The organism is Novosphingobium sp. HR1a (genome assembly GCF_015594425.1).
Classification (GTDB): Bacteria; Pseudomonadota; Alphaproteobacteria; order Sphingomonadales; family Sphingomonadaceae; genus Novosphingobium; species Novosphingobium resinovorum_A.
This window is the reverse complement of sequence record NZ_JABXWS010000066.1, coordinates 53,832-76,756: the sequence shown is the minus strand read 5'-3', so window position 1 is coordinate 76,756 and position 22,925 is coordinate 53,832. Positions and strand designations below refer to the sequence as shown.

20 protein-coding genes are annotated in these 22,925 nt (G+C 66.6%); 11 read left to right on the top strand and 9 right to left on the bottom strand.

What is annotated here, in order from left to right; genetic code table 11:
• The first annotated feature begins 42 nt into the window (after positions 1 to 42).
• Together HWN72_RS18740 and HWN72_RS18735 are read left to right on the top strand one after the other, a co-directional pair.
• The gene (locus HWN72_RS18740) at positions 43 to 1,662 is read left to right on the top strand and encodes an FAD-binding oxidoreductase (protein ID WP_051586948.1); all 1,620 of its coding nucleotides are present in this window, start codon (positions 43 to 45) and stop codon (positions 1,660 to 1,662) included.
• Complete coding sequence (locus tag HWN72_RS18735) at positions 1,662 to 2,666, top strand: zinc-binding dehydrogenase (protein WP_036527031.1); 1,005 nt, start codon at positions 1,662 to 1,664, stop codon at positions 2,664 to 2,666. The genes HWN72_RS18740 and HWN72_RS18735 overlap by 1 nt, the downstream gene beginning before the upstream one ends.
• Before the next feature lie 189 nt (positions 2,667 to 2,855).
• Here HWN72_RS18735 and HWN72_RS18730 read toward each other — a convergent pair whose 3' ends face one another.
• Together HWN72_RS18730 and HWN72_RS18725 are read right to left on the bottom strand one after the other, a co-directional pair.
• Positions 2,856 to 5,045 (bottom strand): TonB-dependent receptor, encoded by a 2,190-nt coding sequence (locus tag HWN72_RS18730; RefSeq protein ID WP_211150947.1) that lies wholly within the window; start codon positions 5,043 to 5,045, stop codon positions 2,856 to 2,858.
• A gap of 129 nt (positions 5,046 to 5,174) precedes the next feature.
• Positions 5,175 to 6,632: an NAD(P)/FAD-dependent oxidoreductase gene (locus HWN72_RS18725; RefSeq protein WP_155986311.1), complete on the bottom strand. Its 1,458-nt coding sequence runs from the start codon at positions 6,630 to 6,632 to the stop codon at positions 5,175 to 5,177.
• Between the two features lie 230 nt (positions 6,633 to 6,862).
• Here HWN72_RS18725 and HWN72_RS18720 point away from each other — a divergent pair, with 230 nt between their 5' ends.
• Positions 6,863 to 7,762 (top strand): LytTR family DNA-binding domain-containing protein, encoded by a 900-nt coding sequence (locus tag HWN72_RS18720; protein ID WP_081799074.1) that lies wholly within the window; start codon positions 6,863 to 6,865, stop codon positions 7,760 to 7,762.
• Here HWN72_RS18720 and HWN72_RS18715 read toward each other — a convergent pair.
• From HWN72_RS18715 to HWN72_RS18695, 5 genes are all read right to left on the bottom strand, one after another.
• Positions 7,748 to 9,001, bottom strand: a complete 1,254-nt coding sequence (locus HWN72_RS18715) for an MFS transporter (RefSeq protein ID WP_051586942.1) — start codon at positions 8,999 to 9,001, stop codon at positions 7,748 to 7,750. The genes HWN72_RS18720 and HWN72_RS18715 overlap by 15 nt on opposite strands.
• Positions 8,998 to 9,354, bottom strand: a complete 357-nt coding sequence (locus tag HWN72_RS18710) for a cytochrome c family protein (protein WP_036527160.1) — start codon at positions 9,352 to 9,354, stop codon at positions 8,998 to 9,000. Before HWN72_RS18710 ends, HWN72_RS18715 begins: the two co-directional genes overlap by 4 nt.
• Before the next feature lie 346 nt (positions 9,355 to 9,700).
• The gene (locus HWN72_RS18705; RefSeq protein ID WP_036527016.1) at positions 9,701 to 9,991 is read right to left on the bottom strand and encodes a DUF1330 domain-containing protein; all 291 of its coding nucleotides are present in this window, start codon (positions 9,989 to 9,991) and stop codon (positions 9,701 to 9,703) included.
• A gap of 25 nt (positions 9,992 to 10,016) precedes the next feature.
• Positions 10,017 to 10,601 (bottom strand): cupin domain-containing protein, encoded by a 585-nt coding sequence (locus tag HWN72_RS18700; protein ID WP_036527013.1) that lies wholly within the window; start codon positions 10,599 to 10,601, stop codon positions 10,017 to 10,019.
• 8 nt (positions 10,602 to 10,609) lie between these two features.
• Complete coding sequence (locus HWN72_RS18695) at positions 10,610 to 11,773, bottom strand: LLM class flavin-dependent oxidoreductase (protein ID WP_036527011.1); 1,164 nt, start codon at positions 11,771 to 11,773, stop codon at positions 10,610 to 10,612.
• 189 nt (positions 11,774 to 11,962) lie between these two features.
• On the opposite strand from HWN72_RS18695, the gene HWN72_RS18690 reads away from it, so the two are divergent.
• The 7 genes from HWN72_RS18690 (at position 11,963) to HWN72_RS31835 (ending at position 18,476) form a co-directional block, all read left to right on the top strand.
• A complete protein-coding gene (locus HWN72_RS18690; protein ID WP_051586940.1) occupies positions 11,963 to 12,889 on the top strand; it encodes a LysR family transcriptional regulator in 927 nt (308 codons plus the stop codon).
• Positions 12,890 to 13,086: 197 nt separating this feature from the next.
• Entirely contained in the window at positions 13,087 to 14,109 is a 1,023-nt protein-coding gene (locus HWN72_RS18685; RefSeq protein WP_051586939.1) for a DUF3089 domain-containing protein, read from the top strand.
• Positions 14,110 to 14,122: 13 nt separating this feature from the next.
• Positions 14,123 to 14,980 carry a phytanoyl-CoA dioxygenase family protein gene (locus HWN72_RS18680; protein ID WP_036527010.1) on the top strand — a complete coding sequence of 286 codons (858 nt, stop codon included), beginning with the start codon at positions 14,123 to 14,125 and terminating at the stop codon, positions 14,978 to 14,980.
• A gap of 14 nt (positions 14,981 to 14,994) precedes the next feature.
• Complete coding sequence (locus tag HWN72_RS18675; protein ID WP_036527008.1) at positions 14,995 to 15,567, top strand: hypothetical protein; 573 nt, start codon at positions 14,995 to 14,997, stop codon at positions 15,565 to 15,567.
• 40 nt (positions 15,568 to 15,607) lie between these two features.
• Entirely contained in the window at positions 15,608 to 16,975 is a 1,368-nt protein-coding gene (locus tag HWN72_RS18670; protein WP_162177398.1) for an MFS transporter, read from the top strand.
• 23 nt (positions 16,976 to 16,998) lie between these two features.
• On the top strand, positions 16,999 to 17,331 hold the full coding sequence (locus tag HWN72_RS18665) for a hypothetical protein (RefSeq protein ID WP_036527005.1): 333 nt from the start codon (positions 16,999 to 17,001) through the stop codon (positions 17,329 to 17,331).
• The gene (locus tag HWN72_RS31835) at positions 17,328 to 18,476 is read left to right on the top strand and encodes a class I SAM-dependent methyltransferase (RefSeq protein ID WP_051586938.1); all 1,149 of its coding nucleotides are present in this window, start codon (positions 17,328 to 17,330) and stop codon (positions 18,474 to 18,476) included. Before HWN72_RS18665 ends, HWN72_RS31835 begins: the two co-directional genes overlap by 4 nt.
• A gap of 36 nt (positions 18,477 to 18,512) precedes the next feature.
• Here HWN72_RS31835 and acpA read toward each other — a convergent pair whose 3' ends face one another.
• Entirely contained in the window at positions 18,513 to 20,159 is a 1,647-nt protein-coding gene (acpA, locus tag HWN72_RS18655; RefSeq protein WP_211150946.1) for an acid phosphatase, read from the bottom strand.
• Between the two features lie 213 nt (positions 20,160 to 20,372).
• Here acpA and HWN72_RS18650 point away from each other — a divergent pair, with 213 nt between their 5' ends.
• Positions 20,373 to 22,451: an ATP-binding protein gene (locus HWN72_RS18650; RefSeq protein WP_051586937.1), complete on the top strand. Its 2,079-nt coding sequence runs from the start codon at positions 20,373 to 20,375 to the stop codon at positions 22,449 to 22,451.
• A 14-nt stretch (positions 22,452 to 22,465) separates the two neighbouring features.
• Here HWN72_RS18650 and HWN72_RS18645 read toward each other — a convergent pair whose 3' ends face one another.
• Positions 22,466 to 22,888: an AraC family ligand binding domain-containing protein gene (locus tag HWN72_RS18645; protein ID WP_051586936.1), complete on the bottom strand. Its 423-nt coding sequence runs from the start codon at positions 22,886 to 22,888 to the stop codon at positions 22,466 to 22,468.
• Positions 22,889 to 22,925 lie beyond the last annotated feature (37 nt).

Here is a 22,925-nt window from a genome sequence, read left to right as displayed (position 1 = left end):
ACCTGACAGCAGTAAATCACGATTAGTCACCGGAGCACGATGATGGACCCGCTGAGCGCAACGCTTTCCGAACCGACCGCAACCTCGGCACTGGCCGAACGCCTCGCCGCCATCGTCGGGGCCGACAACGTCACTATCGACGAGGCGAAGCGCAAGCTGCACAGCGAGGACGTCTGGTCGCGCGCGGACGACGTCGTCGCGCTGATCGTCGCTCCGGCCACCACCGAGGAACTGGCCGAGGTCGTCAAGGTCATCGGCGATGCGGGCTGCTCGGCCGCGCCGCGCGGTGCAGGGATGAGCTACACTTCGTCCTATATCCCCGCCAACGACCGCACCGTATCGATCGACACGCTGCGGATGAACCGCGTGATCGAGGTCAATCGCGGCGACATGACGGTGACGGTGCAGGCGGGCGTCAGCTGGATTCAGCTGAACGAGGCGCTGGCGAAGGAAGGGCTGCGCACGCCGTTCTGGGGGCCGATGTCGGGCCTGATCTCGACCATCGGCGGCGGGCTTTCGCAGCTCAACGCGATGTTCGGCGCCAGCCAGTACGGCACCAGCAGCGAGAGCGTCGTCGCGCTCACCGTCGTCACCGGCACCGGCGAGGTGATCCGCACCGGTGCGCGCGGCCAAGGCGGCGAGCACCCGTTCTACCGCCACTTCGGCCCCGATCTGGCGGGTATCTTCTGCGGCGATTGCGGCACGCTGGGCATCAAGGCCGAAGTCACCTTCCGCCTTATCACCGCGCCCGCGCATGAGGATTACGCCTCGTTCTCCTTCCCCAGCGGCGAGAAGCTGCTGGAAGCTATGGGCGAGATGACGCGGGCGGGCATCGCTTGCGAGATGTGCGCCTTCGACCCCGGCCTTACCGAAGTGCGCATGAAGCGCATGTCGCTGCTGTCGGACGTGAAGACGCTGGGCGCGGTGATCGGCAAGGAGAAGTCGCTGGGCAAGGGCCTGCTCTCGGCCGCCAAGGTGGCGCTCGGCGGGCGCAATTTCATTCCCAAGGGCGACTATCCGCTCCACGTCATCGCCGAGGGGCGCTCGAAGGACGCGGTGGCGTTCGACATGGCCGAGGCGCGCCGCATCGCCCGCCAGTTCGAGGGCACGGAGATCGAGAACTCGATCGCGAAGATCATCCGCGCCAACCCGTTCCCGCCGCTGAACTCGATGGTCGGCCCGACGGGAGAGGCGTGGATTCCGGTGCACGGCGTCTGCCCACTGTCCACCGCGCCGCAGATCTTCACCGAAATCCAGAAGTTCTACGCCGAGAACGCCGCGCTCTTCACCGAGCACGAGATCCACACCGGCTTCCTGTTCACGGCGATGGCCAGCAACGCGCTGATCATCGAGCCGGTGTTCTTCTGGCCGACCGGCTGGCGCCCGATTCACGAACAGTCGATGGAAGCCTCGCACGTCGCGCGCCTGACACAGCGGCCGGAGAATCCTGCGGCGACCGAGGCGGTGAAGTTCCTGCGCAAGGGGGTGGTCGAAATCTGCGCGCGCTACGGCACCGGGCACTTCCAGATCGGCCGCACCTACCCCTACCGCGAGAGCCGCGATCCGGCGTTCACCGCGCTGCTCGACAATCTCAAGGCGCACCTTGACCCCAAGGGCCTGTTCAACCCCGGCGTGCTGGGCTTCCCGGAAGGCCGGGCCTGATGGCGACCTATCAGGCGGTCCAGCTCGCGCAGTTCGGCGAGAGTTTCCGCGAGGCGGCGCGCATCGTCGACCTCGACTTGCGCGATCCGGCGCCGGGCGAATTGCGTGTGCGCAATCGGTACGCGGGCGTGAACGGTATCTTCGATACGCAAATTGCCCGCAACGCGGTGGACTACGTGAAGATCGGCCTGCCGACTCTGACCGGCGTGGAGGCGCTGGGCGTGGTCGAGGCAGTGGGCGAGGGCGTGACCGACTTCGCCCCCGGCGACGCTGTAGTGACCACGCGCTTTCCCGGCGGTTATCGCCAGTACAACATCGCGCCGCAGGGCCACTTCGTGAAAGTGGCGGATGACAGCCCCGAATGGCTGGCGCTCGCCTCCACCGGCGTGTCGGCGTGGATGGCGCTGTTCCATGTGGGGCAGGCGAAGCCGGGCGAAGTCGTCGCGATTTCCGCCGCTGCGGGCGGTCTCGGCCACCTGATCGTCCAGCTTGCGGCGCTCAAGGGCTGCGAGGTGGTCGCGGTCTGCGGCGGGCCGGTGAAGTCGGACTTCGCGCGCAGCCTCGGCGCGGCGCGGGTGATCGACTATCGTTCGGAGTCGGTGCCGGAAGTGCTGGCGCGCGAATATCCCAATCGGCTGGACGTGGCGATCGACACGGTTTCGGGCGAAATCTTCGACGCCTTCCTCGACAACGTGGCGCCGCATGGGCGCGTGGTCGTCGGCGGCGCGGCCTCTGACCTCGAAGGGAGGCCGGAGATCGTCACCGCCCCGCGCATCGCGCACAAGCTCTACTACAAGGGGGCTTCGGTGCGCGGCTTCATGAACGGACTGCTGGCCGAGTTCTGGCCGCCCGCGCGCGAAGACGTGTTCGCGCTTTACAACGAGGGCAAGCTGAAGGTGTGCTTCGACGAGGAGCGCTTCCTCGGCCTCCCCGGCGTGTTCGATGCCGTGGAGCGCCTGCTTTCGGGCCGCTCGATGGGCAAGGTCATCGTGGACTTGCGATAGCACTTCGTCATTGCGAGCGTAGCGAAGCAATCCAGGGCAGTATCAAATCGCTCTGGATTGCTTCGCTACGCTCGCAATGACGAGCAGGGGCCGGGCCGACCTTTCCTCGCGAGACGCGGGTATCTCTCCTAGAGGGCCGATCGACCCGGCTTTCCCGGACCGGCGCTCGGCCGATCCGGGTGATCCTTCTCAGTACTTCAGCGATAGCCGCAGGCCGACCTGTCGGCGGTTGGGCAGCTGCACGATGAAGCTGCGCGCGTAATTGGTCGGGTTCACGTATGCGCGGGCGGATTGCACCGCCTTGTCGTCCAGCAGGTTGTTCACATAGAGCGAGGCGCGGATGCCGGGGCGGCGCAGGCCGACCTGTACGTCCACCGTGGTCTTCGAGCCGGTCTCCGCCAGGTTCGCCTCGGTGGCGTACGTGGTGCTGCGGTAGCTGACGTCGCCCTGCAGGAACAGGGTGCCCACGTCCTCCAGTTCGATGTTGTGGATCACGCCCGCATTGCCGGTCCAGTCGGGACTGCCCGCGAGCTGGTCCTTGCCGTCGGTCGTGATCCCGGCATTGCGCACGCGGGTATCCACGTAGTCGAGGATGCGGATCGGCGCGTAGCCGAGGCCGCCGTAGACTTCCCAGCCGGGGTTCGGCTGGAAGTGGAAGTCCATCTCGGCGCCGGTGCCGCGCGCCTTGCCGCCGTTGAGCGTGATGCCCACCGGATAGCCGTTGACGGTGACTTGCGAGTTGACCTGGATGTCCGACCATTCGAGGTGGAAGACCGAGGCGTTGAAGGTCAGCTTGCGATCGAACCAGGCGGTCTTGAAGCCCGCTTCGTAGCTCCACATCTGCTCTTCATCATAGGCGATGTATTCGTCCGGCACGGCGCTGAAGCCGGTGCCCGCCGCGTTGTTGAAGCCACCCGGCTTGTTGCCCTTGGCGACGCTGGCGTAGAGCATGTGGTCGGGCGTCGCCTGCCATTCGACGATGGTGCGCGGCAGCCAGTTCCTGAACGTCGCGCCGAAGGAACCTGCGGTCGTCGCCGCGCGCGGCTGAGAGGTTTCGAAGATCTTGTCCTGCGAATAGCGCAGCTCCTGCGACACCGTCAGCCCGGGCGTGATCTCGTAGCTGAGCGAGCCGAACACGCCGTAGGTCTTCGTATCGCGCGTGAGCACGTTGGGCGTCGGGGCCAGCACACTGGACGAGCCTTGCGCGGCGGTCGGGGAGTAGTCGTCGCTGGAGTAGTTTTCTTTGCGGAAGTAGCCGCCGATCAGCCACTTGAACGGACCGGTGCCCGATGACTGCAGGCGCAGTTCCTGGCTGAAATCCTCGACATGGACGTCCAGCGCGCTGCGGAAGTTGCCGAGCAGAGTCGAGCCCGAAATCAGGTCGGGATTGGCGGTGAAGTCGGAGTCCACGTCCTGAAGCTGATGGCTGCGGTTGTAGGCGGAGATCGACGAGAATGCGGCGCCGCCGAAGTCGTAGTTGAAGTGCGCGGCGGCGCGGTAATACTTGAGGTCGATGTTGCCGTAATCGGCGGCGTTGCTGCCCAGCTTGTCGGGATCGCCCTTCAGCGTGCCGACATACCAGCGCTGGCTGGCGAGCGTGCCGGTCTGGGTGTTGGTCGCCACCTGATGCCAGGCGGGCTGGCCGATGTGTTCGTCGCTGTAGGCGAGGCGGACGTAGAGTTCGGCCTGCTTCTCGGCACCGAACTGGGCGCGGATGCCGCCGATCACGGCGGTGCTGTCCGAATTGCCCATGTCGTCGCCGGTATTGGCATCGTCATAGAAGCCGTCGAAGCTGCGGCGCTGCGCGGCGAGCGAGAACGCCAGGCCATCCGCGACCGGGCCGCTGACGCGGCTTTCCACGCGGTATAGGCCGTATTCCGCGATCTCGCCGCCGAACTCGGCCTCGATCTTGTCGAGGTTGGGGCGGCGCGAGACGTAGTTGATCGCGCCCGCCAGCACGCCGCGCCCGAACTGGGTGCTCTGCGGGCCGCGAACGACTTCGATGCGCTCGACGTCGAAGGACTGCAGGCTGATGCCGCCCGCGTTGCCGGTGTCGACGCCGTCGATGAACAGGCCGACCGAGGCGTTGCTGCCGGTGCGCGGCGCGCCGATGCCGCGGATCACCGGGACACCGCCGAACATGCCGAGGTTGTTGGAGAAGGTAAAGTTCGGCGTGCGCTTGGCGATGTCCTCGAGGTCGGAGATATCGTAGCGTGCGATCATGTCCTGGTCGAAGGCGGCGACCGAGATCGGCACCTCCTGCAGCGTTTCCTTTTCCTTGCGCGCGGTGACGACGATGTCCTCGACTTGCGCATGGGCCGCGCCTGGGACGAGCGCGGCGAGCGATACTCCTGCGGCTAGCAGGATCCTGGCATTCATCATGGTACTTCCCCCTTGGTGCTGAACCTTGTTCCGTCTGCGTCGTTTTCTGGCCGGGTTCTGGCGCCCGGCGCGTGTGTCTTTCCGCCGCCCTTGCGGACGGTCGGAAATTCGGTCTGTCGGTCGGCTTCAGATGCGGTCGAGGATTTCGAGCGCGGCGCGCTCTCCGGTTTCCATCGCCGATTCCATGCCCACTTCCATCAGGCGCGTATGCTCGCCCGCGAAGTGCATCCGGGCGTGCTGCTGGGCCATTGTCGGGCGGAAGGCCTTCATCTGGCCCGGATGATAGCCGTGGCGGCAGCCGTGGATCAGCGGGTCGAGCTTCCACGAGAAGACGCCGAGCACTTCCAGCTTGCCCTTGGTCGAGGGCCGCATCCGCGCCAGTTCGGAGAGGACATATTCGCCGCGCTCCTTGGCCGGGATGCGGTCGAGCGCGTCGCCCTTGACGCCGCTGGTGATGGCGACGGCGCTGTCGCGCGAGCCGTCGGGCGCGATCGACTGGCGCAGCAGGCTGACCGGGCCGTCGGTCCACATCGAGCCCTCGATGCCGTCCTGCTCCCAGTAAGGCGCCTTGACGCGCAGCCAGACCTGGTTCTGGCCGCTGTAGGGCATGAGCTTGACTGCGTCCGCCTGCCCGCCGGTGAGCGCAGGCGTGACCGCGACCTTGCGCAGTGCGGTGAAGGGCAGGGCAGAGACCACGTAGTCCGCCTTGTAGCTGGAGCCGTCGCCGCACGTGACCGTCGCGCCGGTGTCCGTCATGTCGATGGCGGTGACCTGCTTGCCGGTCAGCACCGCGCCCTTGAGGGCATCGGCCATGGCGTCGGCCAGGCGCGAGGACCCGCCGAGGATGCGGTAGGACAGGAACGAGGCCTGCTGGAACCGGTCCTGCTTGGCCGAGGTCGGCACGCCGTTCCCCTCGAACTTGGCGCGGCCCATTTCCTGCATGAGCGTCAGCGCGGAAATCGCATCGAGATCGCCGTCGCCATAGCCGCGCGCGACGAGGTCGAGCGCGGCGGGCGATGCGCCCACGCGGCGCAGGTAGTCGGCCTCGGAAACGTCGTAGTTCGCCAGAGCCTCGGGTGAGGCCCAGCCGTCCATCGTGTTCCACGGGTAGGTCTTGGCGAGGTAGTAGCTGCCGAGCGCGAAAGGCACGACGCCGCGCTCCGCGCCGATCGTCCTGTTCAGCGGGTGGTTCTCCCACTGTCCCGGTCGGATCAACTGCCCGTCGAGGGAGATCGCATAGTTGTCGTAGATGTTGGAGCCTTGTGCCAGCTTCACCCCCAGCGCCTCGCAGCGGTCGAGGACGCGGGCGTAGGAACGGCCGATCTGTGATGCGCCGTGCTCGGGATGGCCTTCGATCTCGGTCGAGGTGAAGACGCGGCCGCCGATGCGCCTCCCGGCTTCGAGCACCGTCACACGGCAGCCATTTTCGGCGAGTAGCAGCGCCGCATTGAGCCCGGCGAGACCGGCGCCGATGACCACCACGTCGGTCTTCTCGGCGGCGAAGGCCATGCGGGGCAAGTAGGCGGCGGCCGCAGCCACCATGCCGGTGGCGAGCAGGGTCCGACGGGAAAGTTCGCGTGTCAAAGGGGGCCTCCCTGGCCAGTGTCATGGGACGGTGTTCTGGCAGGCAGGGTGATCGGCCGGGCGGGCGCCGTGCAATCAAGCGTTCCCGGCAGGCGATCAAAATTCCTGAACGCCATTGATGCGCGGACGGGCCTTCACGAACGTCATTCGTGTTGCACGAACGGAGTCGAGGCCCGCAAATCCACGGGATCGGCCGTTTCTGCAGTGAGGCAGCGATACGGGGATTCGGCATGGCAGGTCACCGCATGTTCACGAGGGGTTTCTGGCTTTCGGACGAGCCGCTGCTGCTCGGCCTCAATCCGCGCCAGCTCTGCGTCCACTTCATCGGGGTGCCGGTGTTCCTCGGCTTCGTCGCCGGATGGCCTCAAGCGGGGCGCACGGTCGCCTGGCCCAAGGAACATGCGATCGCGTTCTGGATCGGCCTGTCGATGTGCGGCTGGTGGGCGAACGACATCGTTACCCGCGCGCTGGCGAGGCCGCTGCGCGGCGCGGGGATGCCGCTCTGGGCGACGCTGATGGTCGGGGTGGTGGTGGCTTCGCTGCCGTCCGACATGGCGCTCAAGCTATGGGTTCACGCCTATCTCGGCATGTTCCCGGACTTGCCGATGACGCGTCCGATGCCGCAGATCCGGCTGGATGCGGTGCTGTTCTTCAAGACGCACATCTACGGCTATATCGAGTGGCCGCTGATCAACCTGATGCTCTTCCACTTCTGGAAGATGCCCTGCTACGGCTACCGGCCGAGCATCGAGACAGGCCACGCACCCAGCAGCGTCGAGAGCGTGCTGCCGTTCATGACGAAAGTGCCGGTGACCCTGCGCGGCGAAGTGCTCGCGCTCTCGGCCGAGCAGCATTACCTGCGCGTCCACACCAGCGCGGGCAATGCGCTGATCCTCTATCGCCTGTCGCAGGCGGTCAGCGAACTGGGCGGGAGGGGCCTGCAGGTCCACCGCAGCTTCTGGGTAGCCTCGGGCGCGGTGGTCCGGGTGGCAGGCAGTGCAGGCGCACCCCGGCTGGTGCTGCGGGACGGGCTGGAAGTGCCGGTCAGCCGGTCGTTTCGCCAGACGGTGCAGCAGGCAGGCTTCCTGCAGGCTGCACCATCAGGGCTCGTTCCTTCAGGGGCGTTCTGACGCCTCGAACGTGCGGTAGGGGCCGAGCAGGAGTAGCGCACCGGCGCAGGTCAGCAAGGCTATCGCCGAACAGCTCAGTGACAGGACATAGCTGCCGTTGACGTCGAAATCGTGCCCGAACACCGGCGCGGCGAACCCGGCGCCGATCGCGAAGGGGATGTAGAGCCAGCCATAGATCGTGCCGTAGTGCTTCATCCCGAAATAGCGGGCGACGATGAAGGCGATGAAATCGTACTCGATGCCCAGCGCGAAGCCGATCAGGAAGATCGAGATGCCTGCCGCCTGCGGGTCGATGGTCCCGCCCATGAGGCTCCAGTAGGACAGGCCGGGCAGCGCGAGCAGGATGGTGCCGATCATCGGCGCCCAGAAGCGGTCGAGCAGCCAGCCGCCGACAAGCCGTCCGATGATCGCGGACAGGCCGATGAGCGGCGTGAGCGAGGCGATCGTGCCGCTATCCAGCTTCCCGGCGCGCAGGATGCCTTCCATGTTGGGGACCGCACCGCCGAGCGCGAAGGAGATCGGCACCAGCGCCACGGCCAGCAGCCAGAAGCGCCAGTCGCGCACCGCCTGCGCGGTCGTCATGCCGCCCATCGGGACGGGGGCGGCGGCGGGTTCATCCACGCGGGATTTGGGCGCGCGGAACCAGATGAAGGCGGCGGGCAGGGCCAGCACCAGCGGCAGCAGGCCGAGCCCGACGAAGGCGCCGCGCCAGCCCCACTGTTCGATCAGCCAGCGCACATAGGGCTTGGCGAAGATGCCGAACAGCCCCGAGCCCATCATGGCAAGGCCGAGGGCAAGGCCCTTGTTGCGCTGGAAGTGCTCGTTGACGAGGCGGGTCCAGGTGATCGGCAGCGTTCCCGCGCCGCCCAGCGCGATGAAGCCCCAGGTGAGGTAGAAGCCGAGGATCGACCCGGAGGACAACGCCAGCGACAGCACGCCGAGGCCGAACAATACCACAGAGCACAGCGCGACGCCTCGCGCGCCGAACCGGTTGGTGAGCGCCCCGGTCAGCGGCGCGGAAAGCACGACGGTGAGGGTCGTGACGGACATGACGCCCATGACCTCCGCGATCGACCACCCGAAGGCGGCTGAAAGCTGGGGGGCCAGCATCCCCAGGGTGTAGACCGGCATGGGGGAAAGGCCGAGGCCGACACCAAGGGTGGCGGCCAGCACGATCTTCCATCCCCGGGCGAATTCGCCGTCGCGGGCGTCGGCCGCCGGCCTCACCGCCTCGCTCACTTCGTCGCGGTCTTGAGCCAGGCGATCAGGGCGGCGCGATCTTCCGGCTTGGCGATGCCGGGGAAAGCCATGGTGGTGCCGGGAACCAGCTTGCTCGGCCGTTCAAGCCAGGCGTTGAGCGACTTGTCGTCCCACTTGACGCTGCTCTTGGTCAGAGCAGGCGAATAGCGGAAGCCGGGGCGGCTCGCAGCCTTCTTGCCGATGAAACCGTTAAGGTTGGGGCCGACCTTGTTGGGCTGGCCCGCTGCCGTCGAGTGGCAGGCCTGGCAGCGCATGAACAGGCGCTTGCCCGCCTGTGCATTCGCCGTCTGGGCCGAGGCGGGGGCTACGGCCACGAACAGGCTCATGGTCATGGCCAGACCTGTAAGCGGAAGAGTTGCGGCCAGGCCGCGAAGCGCTTTCATCTCTCGTGTACCTCATAAAATCACTACCCGCGCATGATCCATATAGCTGATCACTGTGTGGGTCGGATGGTTCGCCGATATTCTATCCGCCTGCCGATGAACCAAATGCGAAGGCCGCCCGCGATGCGGACGGCCTTCGCGGTTTCCGTTTGAAAATTCGCTGCAGGCGAATTTCTCGGCACCGGCCCACTCCCCCACCCGACCACCCAACGGTAGTATCCTGCGGGTGGTCGGGTGGGGGAGTGGGCCGGTGCCGCACAGAAAATGCCCAATCGGGCATTTTCTACTCAAACTCTCAGGGAGCGATGATCAGACGCGTCTGCACTGTGCCTGCGCCTTCGCGCAACGCCGCACCGGCCTTGTATTCCGGGCTCTTGGCATAGGCGAGGGCGGCTTCCTCGGTCTCGAAGCGCGAGACGACCACGCGCTCGTCGGGATTGACGTCGCCTTCGAGCACTTCGCTCACCTTGCCGCGCACGAGGTATTCGCCGCCGTGCTTTTCGCTGAGACCGGCGATGGCCTTGACGTAGGCGCCGAACTTCTCGGCGTCGGTGATGACCACGGTTGCTACGATATATGCTGCCACGTCGATTCCTTAGCTTTGGTGTGGGTTACTTCTTGTCGGAGGGCGGCGCGCCCGTTTGCCGGCCGGTGAGGCGGGCGCTGACGCACTGCTCGGCAGGTACGCCTTCAGGGCACGGATTGAGCTTGGGCTGGAAGCTGTTTTCTTTGGGCAACCGCACCGTGAGGATGCGCACCGGCTCGGTGCCGATTGTGCGCGAGGTGTGGCCGCGCCCGGTCACGTCGTCGGCGAGCACGATGTCGCCTTTGGACAGTACGTGCTTCGATCCGTCGCCGAAGCCGACTTCCAGCTGGCCCGACAGGACGATCAGGAAGCGCGGCGTCGATACGCCGTGATAATCGATGAAGTCTCCGGGCAGCGCGTCGCCGATCTCCACGTCGGTGGCGTAGAGGCGGGTCTGGACGCTCTTGCCGGGGACGCCGCCGGTGCGCGGCAGGTCCTTGATCTCGAGGTGAGATTCGCCGTCGTCGCCGCCGTACATGTGAAGCACGCGGAACGCCTCGGCCCCCGGCGATAGCGGCGAGACCGGCGACGGTGTGGGGGCGGGGCGGTCGGCGGCGGAACAGGCGCCCGAGAGGAACGCTGCTGCAAGGATGGGGATGAAGCGCTTCATGACGGTCCTCAGACGGGCTGGGTTTCGGAGAGGCCGACGCGGGCGTCGTGCTCGGCGGCTAGGCGGCGCAGCGTGGGGATCAGGTCCCGGCCATGCAGGGCGATGTCGCCGTAGAGATCGAAGCCGCGCATCAGGAAGCCGGTGATGCCCATCGCGTAATAGTCCATCATCGCATCGGCGACCTGCTCGGCGGTGCCCACCAGCGCGGGCGGCAGCATCGGCGTCGAGAAGCTGACTGACGCCTTGGTGATCCCGGTCCACAGCCGCTTGTCGAGCAGGTCCTTGCCGCCCGCGATCGCCTCAAGCTCCTCGCGGCCCGAACCGCCCTTAGTGGTGGCCAGCTTGGGATCGAGCCGCATGCCGGTGCTCAGCGCCTCGTCGCTGCCGGCGATCTTGCGCTGCTGTTCGAGCGCGGTTTCGCGCAGCGCCTCGACGACGTCGGCGGCGGCCCTCCACGCGGCGTCCTCAGTCTCGCCGACGATCACGCGCACCGAAGTCTGGATGCGGACAGGGCGGCCGGTACGCGCCCAGGCATCGCGGATCTGCGCGACGGTGCTCGCCATCTGGTCGAGCGGCTTGAGGCCACCGATGGCATAGACGTCGGCGACCTCGGCGCCCTTCTCCAGCGCGAGCGGGGAGGACCCGCCCCAGTACACCGGGATCGCGCCGCCGCCCACTGGCTTGAGTTCCGACAAGGCTTTGTTGAACCGGTAGTAGGTGCCGTTATGGTCCACCGGGGTGCCGCTGGACCACACCTTGCGCATGATTTCGACGTATTCGGCGCTGCGGTGGTAGCGTTCTTCCTTGGTGTGGAAGTCTCCGTCGCACTCCAGTTCGGTGTCGTTGGCGCCGGTGATGACGTGGACCCCGGCGCGGCCGCCGCTGAGGTTGTCGAGCGTCGCGAACATCCGCGCGGCCATGGTCGGCGCGATGAATCCGGGGCGGTGGGCGACCATGAAGGCCAGCTTTTCCGTCACTGCCGCCGCATAGTTGGCGATCGCGAAAGGATCGGGCGCGAAGGAGTTCTGCAGGATCAGGACGCGGTCGAAGTCGTTCTCGTCGAAGGCGCGGGCCATCTTCTCGATCATGTCGACGTCGAACGCGGGACCGCCGCCGCGGCTGATCTCCGATGCGTTGCGGTGGAGCAGGACTCCAAGGATTTCTAGCGACATGGGACGGCTCCGTAAGGGCGGTGCGCGGCAGCGGCGCCCTGTTTCGGCACCGGTCACACTGGGCGCGGCCGCAAGGTGGGTGAACCCATGCCGTGCCATCCCCTCGCAGGGCGGATAATCCAAATTATCTATTACTCTTCTTTATAGGCTTGATCGATCGTCCGCCTCCACGCCACGAAGGAGGCAGCAATGAACATCGCCAAACTCGAGCGTATGATCGCGGTCTACGAGTCCGGCAGCTTTCGCAAGGCCGCGAAATTGTTCGGAATGTCGCAGCCCGCCTTGACCTGGAGCATCCGCCAGCTCGAGGAAAGCCTCAACCTTTCGCTGTTCATTCGCGGCCCGCGCGGCATCAAGCCGACCGAGGCGTGCGAACGCCTGATCGTGCGCGCCCGCCTGATCGTCAGCGAGCAGAACCGCCTGCTGGCCGAAGTCGAGCGCAGCAGCCGCGCCCAGATCATCGAGCTGGGTGTGCACCCGGTGATGGTGAATGCGCAGTTCTCCCGCATCGTCGCGAAGTTCCGCGAGACCGACCCCGACGTCGCCCTGCGCATCGTCGAGGGCTACAGTTCCGAACTGCATGAGCGGCTGCGGCAGGGCGAGATCGACCTCGCCTTTTGCGCCAACGCAAACGTCGATCCGGAGGACGAGGAGTTCGACTTCGATCTTTTGGTCCGCCAGTTCTACTCGGTCTTCGCGCGACCCGATCACCGCATTTTCGACGAGATCGCTTCCGGTCAGCCGCTCGCCCCGCATGACTGGGCGCAAGTCGCGGTGCCCAATCTTGCGCCCGATCAGGACGAGGCCAAGGGCCTGCTCGCCATGCTCCAGCATCTGGGCATGACGCCTGCCAAGGCGGCGGTTCGCTCCAGTTCGATCAGCCTGATCCGCTCGCTCGTGCTCGACGGCGGGTTGCTGGGCATGCTGCCGGACGACCTCGTCGCGGCCGAGCTGGAGGCCGGGACGCTTTGCCGCGTACCCGACACGCGGGTAGAGGCGCCCGCCCTGGGCCTGCTCAGCGTGCATGGCAGCTACAAGAGCGCATCGGTGCGGCGGTTCGCGTCGCAACTGCGCCAGTCGTACCGGAGCGATCGCGCCCTGACCGCGACAGTATAAGGAAACTCTATCGCCTGCCGAGATTTGTAAGCTTTTCAACCCGCTTTCGTCCGATCAGGTTGAAGGGGTCGTGACGGATCGGCGAGGCCTTCCGAATCCCGGCTCCATCTCCTCTTCAGACAAGAGAACGAGCGGACGTGAAGCCTCTATTCCGAATCCTGACGGCCATTACCGGCCTTGCCTCAGCCGCGCCTCTCATGGCGCAAGTACCATCCGCCCCCGACTACGCCCGCGCATCCAGCTGGGCGGCTGACGGCAGGAACGAGGGCGCCGCCGCGGCGGTCGCGCCCGGATCGACGGCGCGGCAGAACCTGCCGGTCGACGTGTTCTACATCCACCCGACCACCGATCGCTCGATGGATCGCTACAACCAGCCGGTGCCGGACAAGGCGACCAACGCTTGGACCGACGGCAGCGTGATCGCGCGGCAGGGCGGGGTGTTCAACGGCTGCTGCCGTGTCTTCGCCCCGCGCTATCGCCAGGCGACCAGCGGCGCGCAGAAGGAAGGCGGCAAGATCCGCGAGGATGCCTTCGCGCTCGCTTATGGCGACGTGAAGCGCGCGTTCCGCTACTACCTCGACCACTACAACAAGGGCCACCCCTTCATCCTCGTGGGCCACAGCCAGGGCGCCGCGCATCTCGAGCGGCTGCTGGACGAGGAGATCGACGGCAAGCCGCTCGCCGCGCGCATGGTGGCGGCCTATGACGTTGGCATCACCTTCCCGGCGTCGAAGTATGATCGACCGAGCTCGAAGCTGAAGATGTGCGACAAGCCCGACAGCATCGGCTGCGTGGTGCACTGGAGCTCGATCCTGCCGAGCGCCGACCTTGCGAAAACGGCGTCCTTCGCGGAAGCCTACAACCGCACGGTGCTGCCGCAGGGCGCCGATCCGACGATCCTGTGCATCAATCCGCTGACCTTCGATCGCTCGCAGCCCGCCGCCCTGCGCGATGCCGCGAAGGGTGCCGTTCCCGGCGCGCCTGACGAGAGCGCCATCAAGGCCATCGTTCCCCACGCCGTCTCCGCGAAGTGCGAGCGCGGGCTGCTAGTGGTCGATCCCGATCCCGCGCTTGGCCTCAAGCCGCTGCCGGGAGACAGCATGCATTATCACGACCTCGGCCTTTTCTACGAGGACGTGCGTCAGAACGCGATCCTGCGCGCCCGCGCATGGCTTGCGGCCCATCCCCGGCCGTCAACACCCCGGCCCTCCGCAAATTGAGAAGAGAAAGACGATGAACAAGGAACCTCTCAATCCCGTCACGCAGCAGGACATCGACGATTACGCCCGTGACGGCGTGGTCTGCCTGCGCCAGATGTTCGACGCCGAATGGATCGCGAAGATGCAGGACGCGGCGCGCGCGGTTGAGAGCGATCCCGAGGCTTACGGCCAGACCGGCCCCTCGCACGGGGCGATGATCTCGGTCGCGCACTTGTGGCGCAAGCCCGGCCCGTTCCGCGACTTCGTCTTCAACTCGCCCGCAGGCGAGATCGTCGGCCGGGTGATCGGCGCGGACAACGTGCAGATGTTCCACGATCACCTGTTCCGCAAGCCGCCGCTCTCGCCCTCGATCATGCAGTGGCACGCCGACCACCTCTGGCCCTTCACCGGCACGATGATCCCGAACCTGTGGGTCGCGCTTTCGCCGGTGAACAGGGAGAACGGCCAGATCGAGTTCGTCGCGGGCTATCACAAGTTCTGCATCGAAACCGGATCGCGCTTCGGCCCGGCGGGTGACGGCACCTTCCGCTTCCCCGACTTCCAGGCCGAGCGGGACAATCCGGACTTCCCGTTCCGCTTCGTCACCTGGGATCTGGAGCCGGGCGACGCGGTGCTGTTCCACGTCGACATCCCGCACTATTCCAAGGGCAACGATTCCGACACCCTCGCGCGCACCGGCCTTGCCATGCGCATGATCGGCGACGACAGCTACTGGTGCCCGCGCGAGGGTCTGACCCCGGTGCCGGGCGTCGACGTCCTCGCCCAGCCCGAGGGCGTCCACCCCGCCCCCAGCGAGAACCTGCCGCTGATCTGGCAGCGTCCCGACAGCGAGCCGCGCGCTTTCGCCCCCGCTCGCCGCGAAGCCGCCTGAGGAGATCGCCCGCGATGACGACGCACAGCAAGCGCGATTTCCTCGCCGGTGGCGGCATGTTGATGGCGATGATGGGCTTGTCCCATTACGCCGATGCGGCCGAGGCTCCCGCAGCGGTCAAGCCGCTGCCGGGACAGGGCTTCCCGATGGAATTCAAGGGCACCGGCGATCCGATGCCGTGGATCAAGCGGGTGTTCCACCTCTACTCCGGCCCGGACGGCCTCACCCGCGCCGAACAGCTCGACGTGGTGGAGCCGCGCGGGCAGGAAATCGCCACGCTGCTGCGCCGCACGGCCTTTCGCGTGACCCTTGGCGGTTCGCAGCCCAATGCGGGCTTCGGCTTCCATGTCGCCAACAACCCGACCCTGCTGATCCCGCTGTTCGGCTCCATGATCATCGGTCTGCACGACGGAACCGAGTACGAACTGAAGCACGGCGACCTCGCTTATGCAGAGGATTGCACGGGGGAGGGGCACATCTCGAAGTCCGGCCCGGAAGGCTCGTTCATGGTCGCGGTCCAGCTGCCCAGGGAAGGCTGCCCCAAGGTCGGCAGCTCGGACATGACCAGCGTGTGGACCGACCAGTGACGGCATCATGCAGGTCAAGACCATCCACGGAGGTGCCGGAATGAAGAAAAGCGCGTACATCGGATGGGCGATCGGCTCGTTCACTTCCGCCGCGCTGGTGAGCGCCGTAGGGCTGCTGCACCTGCGGTTCATGACGGACTCGCTCGGCCTCGCCATCGCGCTGGCCGGGATGCTGACCGTCGCGGCGAAGATCTACGATGCGATGACCGATCCGCTGATGGGCTACATCGGCGACCGTACCCGCACGCGCTTCGGCCAGTTCCGGCCCTACCTGCTAGGCGGTGGGTTGCTGGCAGGCCTGTCGATGATCCTGCTCTTCAATGTGCCGGGCGGGCTGCAGGGTGACAACATGTGGCTCTACGTGGGCTTCACGCTGCTGCTCTACTCGACCGCCTACACCATGTTCCGCATCCCCTACCTTGCGATCGGGCGCGCGATCACGGACGATTTCCACGCCCGTTCGCGGCTAATGACCTTCAGCGTCTATGGCTCGTCGCTCGGTAGCTTCGCGGCGACCTCGGCGGCGCCGTTCCTGCTGGCGCGGCTGGGGAGCGACCGCGCGGGGCACGGCCATGTCGCGCTGGTGCTGGGCATTGCCATCGCGCTCGGCGGGATCGCCGCGTTCCTGCTGCTCAAGGAGCGCCACCCGGTAGAGGCGGAGAAGAAGCCCACCGGATCGTTCGCGGCGACATGGGCGGCGCTGTGGTCCAACAAGCCGTTCCTGTGCCTGATGGGCTTCAAGCTGGTGCTGTTCTCCGGCCTTGCCGTCCACATCACCGCGATCCCCTACTACACCCGCCACGTCCTGCACGTCACCGACACCGCGCTTGGCACGATCTTCGCGGTGCAGACGGCGATGATGGTGATCTCGCAGATGCTGTGGGTCCGCATGGCCAGCCGTTTCGGGCGCCGCAACGCGCTGGTGAGCGCAGGCAGCCTGTGCGCGGTGGCCTACACCGTCTGGGCACTGATCCCGGCGGGTTCGCCCTTTCCACTCATCTACATCGCCTGCGCCTTGTCCGGCACGGCGAGCGGCGGGGTGTTCCTCGGCCTCTACACCGTGCTGACCGACACCATGGACTATTCCCGCCGCATCCAGGGCGAGAACCGCGCAGGCATGCTCGCGGGCGTTTTCGTCATGGTGGAGAAGGGCACGTCGGCCTTCGGCATCTTCCTGTTCAGCACGATCATGAGCTGGACCGGCTTCGTCTCCTCCACCAGCGCCGGGGCGGAGGAGCAGCCCGCGAGCGTCAAAACCGGCATCATGGTCACCGTCTCGCTGGTGCCCGCGCTCGCCGCCGTGATCGCCAGCATCATCATGCTGCGTTATCGCCTGCCGGAGACAGCCGAGGATGCGGTTGAGCCGCCCGCCTCGACGTTGCAGCCAGTCGGAGTACAGTCCAACTGACGCAACAAGAGCTTCCCCGAGTCATGACGCGTAAATCCCTGCCCCGCACGCCCAACCGGCTCGACGCCATCGACGGCAGCCGACCGATGGACGAGCAACTGCTGGCGATGATCGTCGGCCTGACTTCGGAAGTGACCGTGCTGCGCGCCCGCCTCGACGCCGCCGAGCGGCTTCTGGCCGTCTCGGGCACGTTGCCCGCGGGCGCTGTCGATGCCTTCGAGCCCGATGCGGAGGCCGCCGCGCAGCGTGAAGGTCTGCGCAAGGCCACGCTCGACAAGGTCTTCCGCCCCTTGCGCGAAGCCGCCGAGGCGGAACTGACCGCAATGAACGCCCCTGCCGAGGAGACCCTGCCGTGAGCGAACAGATGTCCGAACGCCGTGCCCAGCTCGACCACCCGCTGATCGCGGTGCCGAGCCATGACGAACTGGCCGAGCAGCTGTTCGTGCGCGATCTCAAGCTCTACGTCATGACCCGGATCGAGCCGGTGCAGGCCCGCATCGCCGCCGCCGAGCAGAAGGCCAGCGCCGGTGCCAACAACACCGCCGCCGCCTTGCGCGAACGCATGGGGCAGCACGAGAGCTTCTCGACCTGGCTCTCGCTCAAGCGGGAATCGCAGCGCCAGCTGTGGTCCAGCGTTGCCGCCAGCGTCGAGCGGCAGGCGGGCGACCTCGAAGACCTCGCCGCGATCGAGGCACCGCTGGGTTCGGTGCGCACCGATCCGGATTTCGCCGTGCCCGACTATATCCGGCGGGGCGACATCCACCTGATGCCGGGCGGCAATGCCCATGACGACGGCTCGATCCTGCAGGGCGCGATGATGGATCGCGGTGGTGCGGTCTACATGCTCGGCCGCAACGGCGGCATGCTCAACGACCTGCGCGGGCAGACCGCGATGGCGCACGTCCTCACCCGCTTCCCGGACCTGAATCCGGCGCGCATCCTCGACATGGGCTGCGGCATCGGCACCAGCACCGTGCCTGCCGCGACCTGCTTCCCGGATGCGGAAGTCCACGGCATCGATGTCGGCGCATCGATGCTGCGCTACGCCCATGCCCGCGCCGAGCACCTGGGCGCAGGCGTGCACTTCTCGCAGCAAAGCGCGGAGAAGACCGACTTTGCCGACGGCAGCTTCGACCTCGTGTTCAGCTGTGTGATGTTCCACGAGACCTCGCAGGCCGCGACGATGGCGATCATCGCCGAAAGTCGCCGCCTGCTGCGTCCGGGCGGCGTCGCGGTCCACCTCGAGGTGCCGCTGCTGCACGACAATTCCGATGCCTGGGTCGAACTGTCAGGCGAACTGGAAGCGCAGTACAACAACGAGCCGAACTGGCGCGGTGCGCTCAGCGCGGACTATCGCTCGCTGTTCGAGGCGGCCGGGTTCTCCTCGGTAGAGACCGGCTATCAGGCGACCAGCCCGGCGGCGCGCAGCGGTCCGTTCCGGTACGGGCCGGAGAGCGAAGGCGTGTTCCGTTCGTGGTTCGTCGCTTCCGGAGTGGCCTGAAGCAGGGCCTGAACCGGGGCCTGACCGGCGCTCCGATCAGAGATCGAGCGCTCCGGTCAGGTCTCCCGGAGCGACGCCGCCTGCCGCGCGCATCGCCTCTTCGCGCATCGCCAGACCCGGCAGCTTGGCGAGCCCGAAGCGACGGGTGAGGAAGCGGGCGATCGATCCGGTGTCGTAGATCGTGTGATCCACAAAGTCCTTGCGGGCACGCGGCGAGATGACGATGGCCGGGATACGGGTGCCCGGTCCCCAGCGGTCGCCCTTGGGCGGGGCGACGTGGTCCCACCAGCCGCCGTTCTCGTCGAAAGTGACGACGATCATCATACGCTCCCACTGCGGGCTGGCGCGCAGGGCGTCGATGACTGCGGCGATATGACGGTCGCCCGCATCGATGTCGGAATAGCCCGCGTGCATGTTGAGGTTGCCCTGCGGCTTGTAGAAGCTGACGGGAGGAAGGCGCCCCGCCTCCGCATCGGCGAGGAAGCGGTTGGTGCGTGCGGTGCTGCCTTCGCCCGCGTCGCGCAGGTGCTCCTCGCGGTCTTTCGTGCCGGGGGCGAAGCGGGAATAATAGTTGAACGGCTGGTGATGCGGCTGCAGGTTGGGCCGGGCGGGGAACGAAGCGTCCTTGCCGAGCGCTGAATTCCACCCACCAGCATACCAGGCCCAGCCGATGTCGCGCGCGGAGAGCATGTCGCCGATGGTCCGGTGATCCTGAGGCACCAGCGTCTGCCCGTTCGTCCAGTCCGCGTAACCGGGCTTGTCGGGATCGGGCAGGTACGTGGGCGTATAAGGCGGCAGCATCGTGTTCACCGCCCAGAAGTCAGGCGAGAGGGTGCTGGTCACGAAGCTGGCGGGGCCGTCCATCGCGCTTGGCGCGGTCTTCGGCTCCAGCTTGAGGCGGGTGCCTTTGGGATCGTCGCCCTCGACCTTTGCGATACGCCGCGCGGCGGGGCTCTTGTCCGCATCGGGGTAAAACGAGGGCTGCGCGGCGATCAGGTACTGGTGGTTCAGGAACGAGCCGCCGAATGCACCCATGAAGAAGTTGTCGCACAAGGTGAATTCACGCGCGACCTGCCACAGGCGAAGCTGGGCGCGGGTGTCGGCGTAGTGGCCCATGACGAGCGCGCCGCTGTCTCCCCAGGCGACGAAGCCGTCGTTGCGCCCGCCGTTGATCTGCCACTGGTTCTGGTAGAAGGCATGGACAAGGTCGCGGGTCACGACGCCGTGAGGCAGCGGATCGCCTTCCTTGGTCTTCAGCGCGAAAGGCGCGTTGGGCAGGGGCGCAAGGTCATCGGGGCCGATCAGGTACTCGGTATGCTCGACCACCTGCCGGTCGGGGACAAGGCCCTCCCAGATCTTCGGCAGGGTCTCGAACGGCTTGCCGTCGCGGTCGCGCTGGATGGAGCGGTCGGCCGGGACTTTCGACAGCGGTTGCTGCAGGCCGGGGAAGTCTGCGAAGAGGTTGTTGAAGCTGCGGTTCTCCGCATAGATCACCACGACCGTATCGATCGCCTCACGCAGCCGCGCATCGCTGACCGGGGAGCGCGCAGCGGCCTTCGCAGTGCGAGCCTCGACGGCCGGCGCACCCGCAGTGGCAGCGGCGCCGAGGGCGGCCAGTCCTTCCAGGAACTGGCGGCGATCGGGGGTGAGCGAACCCGGACTGGGGGCTTCGGGCTTGGTCATGGATGTCCTTAGCGTTGCGGCTTTTTCCTGTCGTCTGGGGTGAGGCCGGGGGTTTCGTCAATCGCAAATCCCGCAAATGCAACTGCGTCGCCGGTCCCGGCAGATTTTGGCGCAATCGCAAAATTGCCGGGAACGTGAAGGTGTGCGATGCGCTTTTGTCGCAGCCCTGCCATGCCAAGGGACGGGCTGCCAATAGGATGATCAACCGCCCGCATGACACAGCCCGCCGATTTCGATGCCGAGCATATCACTGCGCTGAAACGCAGCGAGGAGCGACTGCGCGCCCTGTTCGAAGCGCTCGAGGACGGGTTTTGCATCATCGAATTCTTCGATGGTCCGCACGGCCCGCTCAGCGACTATGTCCATGTCGAGGCGAACTCGGGATACGAGCGGCAGTCGGGCATCTCCAACGTCGTGGGCATGACGCTGCGCGAACTCGAACCCGACGACGCCGAGGGCTGGGCGGACCTCTACGGCATTGTGCTGCGGACCGGTGAGCCGATCCGGTTCGAGCGCTACTTCCTCGCCGCGGGGCGACATATCGAGGTTTCCGCGGCCCGCGTCGAGCCTGCGAGCCGCAGGCAGGTTTCCGTGCTGTTCCGCGACATCGAAGCGCGCCGCCGGGCGCAGGATGCCTTGCGCGCCAGCGAGGCGCTGGCGCGCGAGAACATCAAGCGGGTGCAACTGGCGCTGTCTGCGGGCGCGATAATCGGAACCTGGTTCTGGGACATTCCGCAGGATCGCTTCACGGTGGACGAGGCTTTCGCGCAATCCTTCGGCCTCGACCCCAGCCTGGGACGGGAAGGACTGTCGCTCAACCAGATCGTCGCGACCGTACACCCTGACGACCAGGCCGGACTGGCGGCCGCTATGCAGGAAGCGATCCGGCGCGGAGGGTCCTATGCGCATCAGTACCGCGTCATGCGCGCGGACGGGCGCTACTACTGGATCGAGGCCAATGGCAGCGTCGAGCATGGGCCTGATGGCACACCCCTGAGCTTCCCCGGCGTGCTGCTCGACATCGAACAGCGCCGCGCGATCGAGCAGGAGCGCGACCGCGCCGCTGCCGCCTTGCGGGCCCTCAACGAGACGCTGGAACAGCGCGTGGCCGAGCGCACCGAGGAACTGATGAAGGCCGAGGAGCAACTGCGCCAGGCGCAGAAGATGGAGGCGGTCGGCCAGTTGACCGGCGGCCTTGCTCACGACTTCAACAACCTGCTGGCGGGCATCTCCGGCGCCATCGAGATGGTCGGCACGCGGCTCAAGCAAGGGCGCATAGCCGACGTCGACAAATACCTCGTCGCCGCACAGGGCGCGACGCGGCGGGCGGCCGCGCTCACCCATCGCCTGCTGGCGTTCTCGCGGCGGCAGACGCTCGATCCGCGCCCCACCAACGTCAACATGCTGGTGAACGGCATGACCGATCTCATCCAGCGCACCGTCGGCCCGGCGATCCGGGTGGAGACCGTGGGCGCGGCCGGGCTCTGGCCGACGCTGGTGGATGCGAGCCAGCTGGAAAACGCGCTGCTCAATTTGTGCATCAATGCGCGCGACGCCATGCCGGAAGGTGGGCGGATCACGATCGAGACTGCGAACAAGTGGCTCGACCGTGCCGGCGCGCGGACCCATGACGTTCCGGAAGGGCAGTATCTGTCGCTGTGCGTCACCGATACGGGCACCGGCATGACGCCCGACGTCATCGTCAAGGCCTTCGACCCGTTCTTCACCACCAAGCCGATCGGGCAGGGAACCGGACTCGGCCTGTCGATGATCTACGGCTTTGCCAAGCAGTCCGGCGGGCAAGTGCGGATCTACTCGGAGGTGGGGCAGGGCACCACGGTTTGCATCTACCTGCCGCGCCACTATGGAGACGCCGGCGAGGATGCTTCGCAGGGCGTAGAGGTGAAGGTTTCGGGCGCCGGTTCGGGCGAGACCGTGCTCGTTGTCGATGACGAGCCGAGCGTGCGCATGCTGATCACCGACATTCTTGAGGACCTCGGCTACACGGTGATCGAGGCGGCAGACAGCGCCTCGGGGCTGCGGGTCCTGCAGTCCGACGTGCGGATCGACCTGCTGGTCAGCGATGTCGGCTTGCCGGGTGGGATGAACGGACGCCAGATGGCCGATGCGGGACGGCAGGTGCGGCCGGACCTGAAAGTGCTGTTCATCACCGGATACGCCGAGAACTCGGTGATCGGCAACGGGCACCTCGAGCCGGGAATGCAGGTGCTCACGAAGCCCTTCGTCGTCGAGACACTGGCCGCGCGGGTGCGGGACTTGGTAGAAAACTGAGCGGTTCGCAGGTCTCAGCGGGCGGCGAGGGTCTCGGCCAGCAGTGCGCGCATCTGGTCCTCCACGCCCTCGCCGAAACCGACGCCCATCGTCAGGCAGCGGCTTTCCCCGCCGGGCCATGAACGGTGGCCGGTGCCGGTGGTGTCGAGCATCACCAGCACGTCGCCGGGGCCAAGGCGGCGCCGCGTCCCGTCGGTCGCCTCGATCTCCCACTCGCCCTCCAGTGTGATCGAAAGACCGGCCATGCCGCAGGGGTGCCAGTCAGTGGCGTGATTGGGATCGCCGCTTGCGATACCCCAGATCGAGGCCGGGGCGATGCCTTCCCAATGCGCGGTTCCATCCTCGGCGATGACCTTGCGGGTCAGCGGAATCGCGAGATTGACGAGGCGCGATCCGCCATCGGCTTCGGCATAGATGCACACGGCGGTCCTGGTCATTTCGCGTCTCCCGAGTGATCAGCCCGGGCGATGAAAA

What these genes read in the sequence shown, in the direction of transcription:
- HWN72_RS18740 (WP_051586948.1), top strand. Translation starts at nt 43, where the DNA reads ATGGACCCGCTGAGCGCAACGCTTTCCGAACCGACCGCAACCTCGGCA.
- HWN72_RS18735 (WP_036527031.1), top strand. Translation starts at nt 1,662, where the DNA reads ATGGCGACCTATCAGGCGGTCCAGCTCGCGCAGTTCGGCGAGAGTTTC.
- HWN72_RS18730 (WP_211150947.1), bottom strand. Translation starts at nt 5,045, where the DNA reads ATGAATGCCAGGATCCTGCTAGCCGCAGGAGTATCGCTCGCCGCGCTC.
- HWN72_RS18720 (WP_081799074.1), top strand. Translation starts at nt 6,863, where the DNA reads ATGGCAGGTCACCGCATGTTCACGAGGGGTTTCTGGCTTTCGGACGAG.
- HWN72_RS18710 (WP_036527160.1), bottom strand. Translation starts at nt 9,354, where the DNA reads ATGACCATGAGCCTGTTCGTGGCCGTAGCCCCCGCCTCGGCCCAGACG.
- HWN72_RS18700 (WP_036527013.1), bottom strand. Translation starts at nt 10,601, where the DNA reads ATGAAGCGCTTCATCCCCATCCTTGCAGCAGCGTTCCTCTCGGGCGCC.
- HWN72_RS18695 (WP_036527011.1), bottom strand. Translation starts at nt 11,773, where the DNA reads ATGTCGCTAGAAATCCTTGGAGTCCTGCTCCACCGCAACGCATCGGAG.
- HWN72_RS18690 (WP_051586940.1), top strand. Translation starts at nt 11,963, where the DNA reads ATGAACATCGCCAAACTCGAGCGTATGATCGCGGTCTACGAGTCCGGC.
- HWN72_RS18685 (WP_051586939.1), top strand. Translation starts at nt 13,087, where the DNA reads ATGGCGCAAGTACCATCCGCCCCCGACTACGCCCGCGCATCCAGCTGG.
- HWN72_RS18680 (WP_036527010.1), top strand. Translation starts at nt 14,123, where the DNA reads ATGAACAAGGAACCTCTCAATCCCGTCACGCAGCAGGACATCGACGAT.
- HWN72_RS18675 (WP_036527008.1), top strand. Translation starts at nt 14,995, where the DNA reads ATGACGACGCACAGCAAGCGCGATTTCCTCGCCGGTGGCGGCATGTTG.
- HWN72_RS18670 (WP_162177398.1), top strand. Translation starts at nt 15,608, where the DNA reads ATGAAGAAAAGCGCGTACATCGGATGGGCGATCGGCTCGTTCACTTCC.
- HWN72_RS18665 (WP_036527005.1), top strand. Translation starts at nt 16,999, where the DNA reads ATGACGCGTAAATCCCTGCCCCGCACGCCCAACCGGCTCGACGCCATC.
- acpA (WP_211150946.1), bottom strand. Translation starts at nt 20,159, where the DNA reads ATGACCAAGCCCGAAGCCCCCAGTCCGGGTTCGCTCACCCCCGATCGC.
- HWN72_RS18650 (WP_051586937.1), top strand. Translation starts at nt 20,373, where the DNA reads ATGACACAGCCCGCCGATTTCGATGCCGAGCATATCACTGCGCTGAAA.
- HWN72_RS18645 (WP_051586936.1), bottom strand. Translation starts at nt 22,888, where the DNA reads ATGACCAGGACCGCCGTGTGCATCTATGCCGAAGCCGATGGCGGATCG.